The organism is Pseudomonas sp. GCM10022186, from assembly GCF_042656385.1.
Taxonomy (GTDB): domain Bacteria; phylum Pseudomonadota; class Gammaproteobacteria; order Pseudomonadales; family Pseudomonadaceae; genus Metapseudomonas.
Genome location: NZ_JBHSOU010000016.1, coordinates 68,034 through 74,942, shown reverse-complemented (window position 1 = coordinate 74,942; position 6,909 = coordinate 68,034). Strand labels below are relative to the sequence as shown.

General features: G+C 65.8%; 5 protein-coding genes. All 5 read right to left on the bottom strand.

Annotated features, from left to right (window positions below):
- Window positions 1-103 precede the first annotated feature (103 nt).
- Window positions 104-2,206 (bottom strand): FimV/HubP family polar landmark protein, encoded by a 2,103-nt coding sequence (locus ACFPU0_RS09125; RefSeq protein WP_377692601.1) that lies wholly within the window; start codon window positions 2,204-2,206, stop codon window positions 104-106.
- 297 nt (window positions 2,207-2,503) lie between these two features.
- Window positions 2,504-3,907 carry a DHA2 family efflux MFS transporter permease subunit gene (locus ACFPU0_RS09120; protein ID WP_377692600.1) on the bottom strand — a complete coding sequence of 468 codons (1,404 nt, stop codon included), beginning with the start codon at window positions 3,905-3,907 and terminating at the stop codon, window positions 2,504-2,506.
- Window positions 3,907-4,341: a MarR family transcriptional regulator gene (locus ACFPU0_RS09115; protein WP_377692598.1), complete on the bottom strand. Its 435-nt coding sequence runs from the start codon at window positions 4,339-4,341 to the stop codon at window positions 3,907-3,909. The genes ACFPU0_RS09120 and ACFPU0_RS09115 overlap by 1 nt, the downstream gene beginning before the upstream one ends.
- Before the next feature lie 77 nt (window positions 4,342-4,418).
- Window positions 4,419-5,435, bottom strand: coding sequence for a DUF2804 domain-containing protein (locus ACFPU0_RS09110; protein ID WP_377692597.1), 1,017 nt, complete (start codon window positions 5,433-5,435; stop codon window positions 4,419-4,421).
- Between the two features lie 106 nt (window positions 5,436-5,541).
- The gene (locus ACFPU0_RS09105; protein ID WP_377692596.1) at window positions 5,542-6,714 is read right to left on the bottom strand and encodes a diguanylate cyclase; all 1,173 of its coding nucleotides are present in this window, start codon (window positions 6,712-6,714) and stop codon (window positions 5,542-5,544) included.
- Between the last annotated feature and the right edge of the window lie 195 nt (window positions 6,715-6,909).

The window sequence follows — 6,909 nt, the reverse complement described above, 5'->3', positions numbered from 1 at the left end:
TCTGCTCGCGAACGGAACAACGTCGCGAGCAGAGCTCGCTCCTCCAAGGTTAAAAAAGAAAGCCCGGACCAGGTCCGGGCTTTCTCGTTCAGGCTGGAAGCTTTCAGGCGATCTTCGCCAGCAGGTCGCGCGCTTCCTGTTTCTGCTGGTCGTCGCCTTCGCTGATCACCTCGTTGAGGATGCTGCAGGCCGCCTCGATATTGCCTTGCTCGATGTAGGCAAGCGCCAGGTTGAGCTTGGTCAGGTTCTCCTTGCGTGCGTCCAGCTTGTCCAGCTCCTCCAGGCTGACCAGAGGGTCGACGAACTCGTCGGTGAGTTCGTCCAGGCCCCCGGCCTGGGACAACTCCGGCAGTTCACCGAAGGGGGTCAGGGTGTCGGCATCCAGGGTGAGTTCGAAGACTTCCGGCAGTTCCTGGAGATTGGTGGGGAAGCCCGAGTCCTCCTCCACGGTCGGGAAGGCCACCACGGTAGCCTTGGCCTTGGGCTCGGCAGTCTTGAATGGGCTGACCTGTTCCCAATCCGCGTCCAGGGGGTAACCGTCGAAATCGACCTGCGAGCCTTCCATGGGCTCGTTGCTTGCCTCGGCCAGGCTTGGCGTGGCCTCGTCCAGCACGAAGACGGGCTCGACTGGGGCCGCGGAGGCCGAACCGACGTCCGCAAAGCGAGCACGAATGGCCGCGAGGCGCTCTTCGTCGGCATGCAGGTCACGCAGCGCGGCCTCTTCCAGCGTGAAGGCCACCGGGTCACGCAGTTCGCCCAGCACCTCCAGCAAGCGGTAACGCAGCTCCAGGCGTTGCGGTTCCTGGGCGACGGCCGGGCGCAGCACGCCCAGCGCCTCGCGCCAGCGGCCATAAGCGATGTAGATGTTGGCGCCTTCCAGGGCGTCGGAGTTGACCCTGGGGCTGGATGCGCCGGCCACTTGCAGCGGCACGACGACCGGAGCCGGCTCCGGGCTGGCCGGGGCGACGGGCTGTACATCCGGGTGACGGTGCTGGAAGGCCACCTTGGCCTTGCCGGTGGTCTGGGCCTCTTGCAGTTCCTGCTCCTGGGCCTCGCGACGGGAACGCCGCAGCAGCACCCAGTCCAGCAGGAACAGCAGGACCAGGCCGGAGACCATGATCGCCCACCAGACGGGGCTGATGCCGGAACTGCCTTCGTGCACCGGAGCCAAGGCCGGTAGCTCGGCAGCCTGGGCAGCCGGGATCACCAGGGCTGCCGAAGCGGGCCGGGCCTGCGGGGCGTCGCTGGCAGGAGCGCTGGAGGCCTGTTGGACCTGAGCCTGCAACTCGCTCATTTGCTGGTCGCTGCCGCTCAGCTGTTTCTGCATGGAGTCCAGCTTGGCCTCCAGCTCGGCGATCTGCTGGCGCAGTTCGGCGCGTTCGGCTTCGCCCTGGGCAATGCTGGAATCCACCCGCTGCTGGGCCTGGGTCAGTTCTTCCAGCGTCGGCCCGGACGGCACGGCGGGCTGTGCCGGCGCCGGTGCTGGTGCCTCGGCCGGCTGGGCGTTCGCCGCGACCGCCGCCGGGGCTACGGCCTGCGCCGCCGCATCCGGCAACAACAGCGACTGGCCGACATGCAGGCGATTGATATCGCCACCGGGGAAAGCCTGTAGATTCAGGGCATAGATGCCATCCAGCATCTGCCGCTGGGTCATGCCGCTGCCGGCGCTGAGGCGTTTGGCGATGAGCCAGAGGGTGTCACCCCGTGCAACCTGGTAGCGCCTGCCCTCGGAAGCGGCCGGTGCGGGGCCGGGTTGCAACTGTGCCGGGCTCGGCGTCAGGACCGGGACGACATCGGCCTGGCCGACCGGCGCGGCACTCGCGGTATAGGCCGAGCCGGGCGGATCCAGCAGCAGGGTGTACTCGCGCAGCAGCTTGCCGTTGGGGCGAGCCACTTCGACGATGAAATTCAGGTAGGGCTCGAGGACCGGCTTGCTGGACACCACGCGGATGCGGCTGCCCGCGCCACGGATCACCGGGCTGAAGCGCAGGTCGTTGAGGAAGATGAAGCGATCGACGCCGGCATGCTCGAAGGCATCGGCCGATGCCAGGCTGACCTTGATTTCGCTGTCGTTGAGATCACCGACCTCGAGGAGTTCGATCTCGGCGTCCAGTGGCTGGTTGAGGGCAGAGTGCAGGGTGATTTCGCCTAGTCCCAGCGCCGGCACCAGGCCCGAATAAAGCGCAGAACCTGAAGCAAGCGTCAAAAGGAGCTTGTGAACCCTTGCCATACGTCCTCCCCGGCCATCCGTACCCACCAGTTGCACCTTCGACGTCCCGCCCGGACATCCTCGAGGCGACGTGCGATACGCAGACCTCAAAAAAAAGCAATGATAGCGGAATGCAGCTCCTTATCCATCCCACTGTAGTTCCGTGATGGCGGGCTCCCTGCTCCTTCACCCACCGTAATGGCAGCTGGCCACAAACTAGTGCTGTAGCTTACTCCACTATAGGAAAGATTTCGCTAGGGCCTTGACAAATTTTTCATCGTGCGATTTGCACGCTCAAACCCTTGCAGGACGCACGCCCCAGGCAGGTATCACCGCCATCAGGAAGAGCATCGCAACCAGCCAGAAGCTCTGCTCGAAGGCCATTGCCTCGGCCGCGGCATCGCCGCCGGCAGCGGTATGGCGCCACTCGAGGAAGAATGTCAGCAGGTTGACACCGAAGGCGCCACCCAGCTGGCGAACGAAGGTGATGGCGCCCGCCCCCAGCGCCAGTTCGTCGCGGCCGAGGACATCCAGCGAACCGGTGCTCATCGCCGGCAGGAGCAACCCGAGCCCCAGGCGGCCGACACAGGCCCAGGCGCAGAGCGCGAGGAATGACGCTCCCGCCCCCACCACTCCCAGGGCGGCGGATGACAGGGCGAAGACCACCAGGCCGAACACCAGCATGGAAGCCGCCGACAGCCGGTCGCTGGCCCAGCCGCCGAGGAAGGACGATAGCCCCAGCACCACACCGGTCGGCAACAGCAGCAGGCCGGCCTCGCCAGCGCTGTAACCCTCCACCGTCTGCAGGAAGAGTGGGATCAGGTAAGTGGAACCATAGAGCCCCAAGCCCAGCACCAGGGCTACCCAGCTGGCCTTGCGGAACGCCGCATGGCGCCAGAGCTGCAGGGGCAGCAGGGGGCGCTCGCTGGAGCGGCTGCGACGCAGGAAGGCCAGGGCGCAACCCAGGCCGATCGCTCCCGGCAACCAGGCGCTCGGGGCCAGCCAGCCGAAGCGCTGTGCTTCCGCCAGCGCACCGAGCAGGGTGAAGAGCGCGACGCTCAGCAAGGCGAATGCCGGCAGGTCCACCGCGGGCGTGCGCCGATCACGGTCGCTGGGCATCAGCCATTGGGCGCCGAGCAGTGCCAGCAGGCAGAGTGGCAAGGGCAGCCAGAACACCGCGCCCCAGCCGAAATGGTCGATCAGGTAACCACCCACGGTCGGCCCCAGGGTGGGTGCAACCATGATCCCCAACCCATAGATGCCGAGGGCCATGCCGCGGCCGCCGTCGGAATAGACGCGAAAGATCAGCACCATGGCCAGCGGCTGGATGATGCCCGCGCAGGCGCCCATGACGATGCGCAGCGCGATCAGCTGCCAGGCGGCGGTCGCCACGAGGGCCAGGAGCGAGGCCAGGCCGAACAGGCCCAGACCGAACTGTACGGTCCGCCGCGCACCCAGCCGCGACTGGCACCAGGCGGCCAGTAGAAGGCCGGCGGTCATGGCGGCGAGAAAACCTGTGGCGAGCCATTGCGCCAGCGGACGGCCGATCGAGAAATCGGCCATGATCGCCGGCAGCGCGACGTTGATGCTGGTGGAAGCGAGGATCATCGCCATGCTGCCGAGCATCAGCAGCCCCAACAGCCATTGCGGATAGCGGGCTCCGAAGCGCTGCTGGAGCGCTTCCAGATCCTCAGCCATCAGAGTCGGTCCAGATTGGTCAGTATCCGGGCGTGGACCTGCTGGCAACGGCGCAATTCTTCCTCATCTATGCCGTCGAAAAGCTCCTGGCGCAGCTGACTGGAGATGGCTTCGATCTTCTCGATCAAGGGACGGGCCGGCGGGCACAGGGCGATCTTCTTCGCCCGGCGATCCTCGGCGACGGCCATGCGCTGGATCAGGCCCTGGGCCTCCAGGCTGTCGAGCAGACGCGCGAGCGTCGGCCCCTCGACGCCGACGCTCTTGGCCAGCTCGCGCTGGGTGGGTAAATCCTCGAAGCGGGACAGATGCAACAGCACCAGCCAGCGGGCCTGGGACAGACCCATGCCGGCCAGGCGGCGGTCGAGTTCGGCGCGCCATGCACGGGACATCTGCGCGAGTTGCATGGCGAAGCGGTGTTGGTCGGGGTAGGACATCGGAATTGACTCGGACTTCTTATACTAATTATTAGCCAGCTAATCATAGCCGAAAGCCACGAGCAAGCCCCCTCCCCCTACCACTTCACATACTGGTCCTCGACGAAACCCCAGATGTCATCGATGGACAGCGGTGGGCGCCCCGGCGGCCGCAGGGTGCCGCTGAAGCGGCCGAACACCTGGCGGAAATTGCTTGCAATAAAACCGAGGTTCAGCCGTTCCTGATGCAGCCCCGCGCCCACGAAGCTCAGCTCCACCTGGTTGTCATGGGAACGGATGGTCCAAGTGTCCAGCGGCCGGTCACGGTCGAAGGAGAACCTGACGGTATCGACCTTGAACAGCTGCCCATCCAGCCAGAAACAGTTCTCGGTGAAGCTGGTCTCGTTCACCCCGCAGGACAGGTTCAGGCCGACGCGTTGCCCGGCGGCCAGGCCGGACAGGCAGGCCCAGTTCCAGTTGGTTTCCGGGCGCATGTAGCCGGCGGACCAGTCGTGGTGGGCAAAGGCGCCGATCCGCCCGAGGTCGAAATTGCCCAGCGCGCTCTTCACTTCGCCGCGGCAGGCGACGCCGGCCACCTTCTGCGCATAGACCCAGCCGTTCACCGCGGCCGGGGTGCAGATGTACATGGGCTGGAACGCCGGCTGCCGCTCGCTGAAGCAGGCATCGATGCGGGTGCCATCGTCCAGTTCCACCCGCAGGCGCTTCTCGCCGGCAAGTGCGCTGTTCTCCAGGCGCAGGCGATTGCGACCCTGGCGCAGCTCGCAGACGCCGTCGTCCGGCGACTGGGAAAAGCGCGTCCCCAGGCCTAGCGGCAGCTTGAACTGGCGTTCGAGCATGCGCCCGCTGGCGGGGTGATAGAGGTAGACGAAGCCGATGCCCACCAGGCTCAGGTTGGCCAGGGCGCAGCCGCCGATCAGTTCGTCGCTGATGAGGCCGAAATACTGGAACTGGTGGAACCTTCGCCACTTGGCCAGGGCCCCCAGGCGACGCCCCATGGGCGAGCGGAAGTCGAAGTCGCGGTAGTTGATGAGGCCCGGCGCGGCGGGAAAGATTCCGAAGTGCGGCTGGCCGTCGGCCCGGATCAGCTTGTCCATGCGGATCGCTCTTGGCAGGAGGAGCGGCGATGCTAGCACCGGCCGTGGCCCCGGACAGTCACCGGCCGCGCCAAGGCGAGCGACGAATTGAGTTTTCGTACAGAAGTCAGGCCACGACGCGGTTGCGGCCAAATGCCTTGCCTTCGTACAAGGCTCGATCCGCCTGCTCGTAGAGTTCGTAGAGCCGGCCCTGCGGCATGCCCGGCACCGGGTGCACGCAGGCGACGCCAATGGACATGGTCAGTACCGGCGCGGTGGGCGACGCCTCGTGACGGATGGCGCGCCGCTCCAGGGCGACGCGCAGTTTCTCGGCACAGTGCCGCGCTTCGTCGTCGTTGATGCCGTAGAGCAGCACGGCGAATTCCTCGCCCCCCAGGCGCACCGCCATGTCCAGCGGCCGCCGCGCGGTGTCTTCCAGCACCCGGGCCACCTGCTGCAGCACCTGGTCGCCGGCCTGGTGGCCGTAGCGGTCGTTGTAGGCCTTGAAGTGGTCGATATCGCACAGCAGCAGCGCCAGCCCGTGTTGCTCACGCTGGGCCTGGCGCCACAGGCGCTCCAGCTGGCGGTTGAAGCTGCGGCGGTTGCAGAGGCCGGTGAGGCTGTCGTGATCGGCCAGCACGCGCATCAGGCGGCTGATGAGGAAATGCTCGCGGGACTTGAACTCCAGCAGGTAGCAACCCACGGCACCGGCCAGGTTGCCGAACAGCAGGAACAGCAGGTTGTTGATCAATCGCACCCAGGGCAGCCCGGCCCACAGCTCCAGGCCCACGTAGGCCACCAGTATCACCAGTGAAACACCCAGGGCCTCCACCAGACGCAGCCCCACCAGGAAATAGGCCGCCATGCAGACCAGCAGCAGCCCTTCATAAGGAAAGGACGGCTCACTGCGGTGGGCTATCGCCACCACGGCCCCGGCACCGATGCCGAGGGCGCCGATGCAGGTCAGGCTGAGGGGAGCCAACAGGTTGCGGTGGCGCCGCTGGATCATCAGCACGCCACAGGCCAGCAGCAATCCCAACACACCAAGGCGAACCGCCAGCAGCCACCAGCGCGTCTCGCTGCTGACCAGATAGAAGTCGAGCACGGCGAAGGCCAGCCAGATCACTAGGCCGACGCTGAGCGCGATGCGCTTGAGGTCGAAATTCTCTTCGAGGAAATAATCGCGGTACTCGCGCTCCAGGGAGGGCGCGAAGCGCAATTGGCGGAACCCCAGGGCGAGCTGGTCGGCGTAGGGGTTGGGACGAACGTCATTCAGCCAGGCAGTGTTGCTGTAGGACACTTCTACCTCTTCTATCGGAGGCCTCTGACGCACATTAGCCGGTCGTGCGCAGCGTCACAAGTTTGTCGAATCACCCCGCCATATTTCCGACGAATCCGGACTCCAAGCCTTGTAATTGGATAGCGCTTTTCTATCCACCAGCGAGGCTTGGCAAGGCGCCGATGGTGGAAATCCCGGAAGGAATTTCCACCCTGC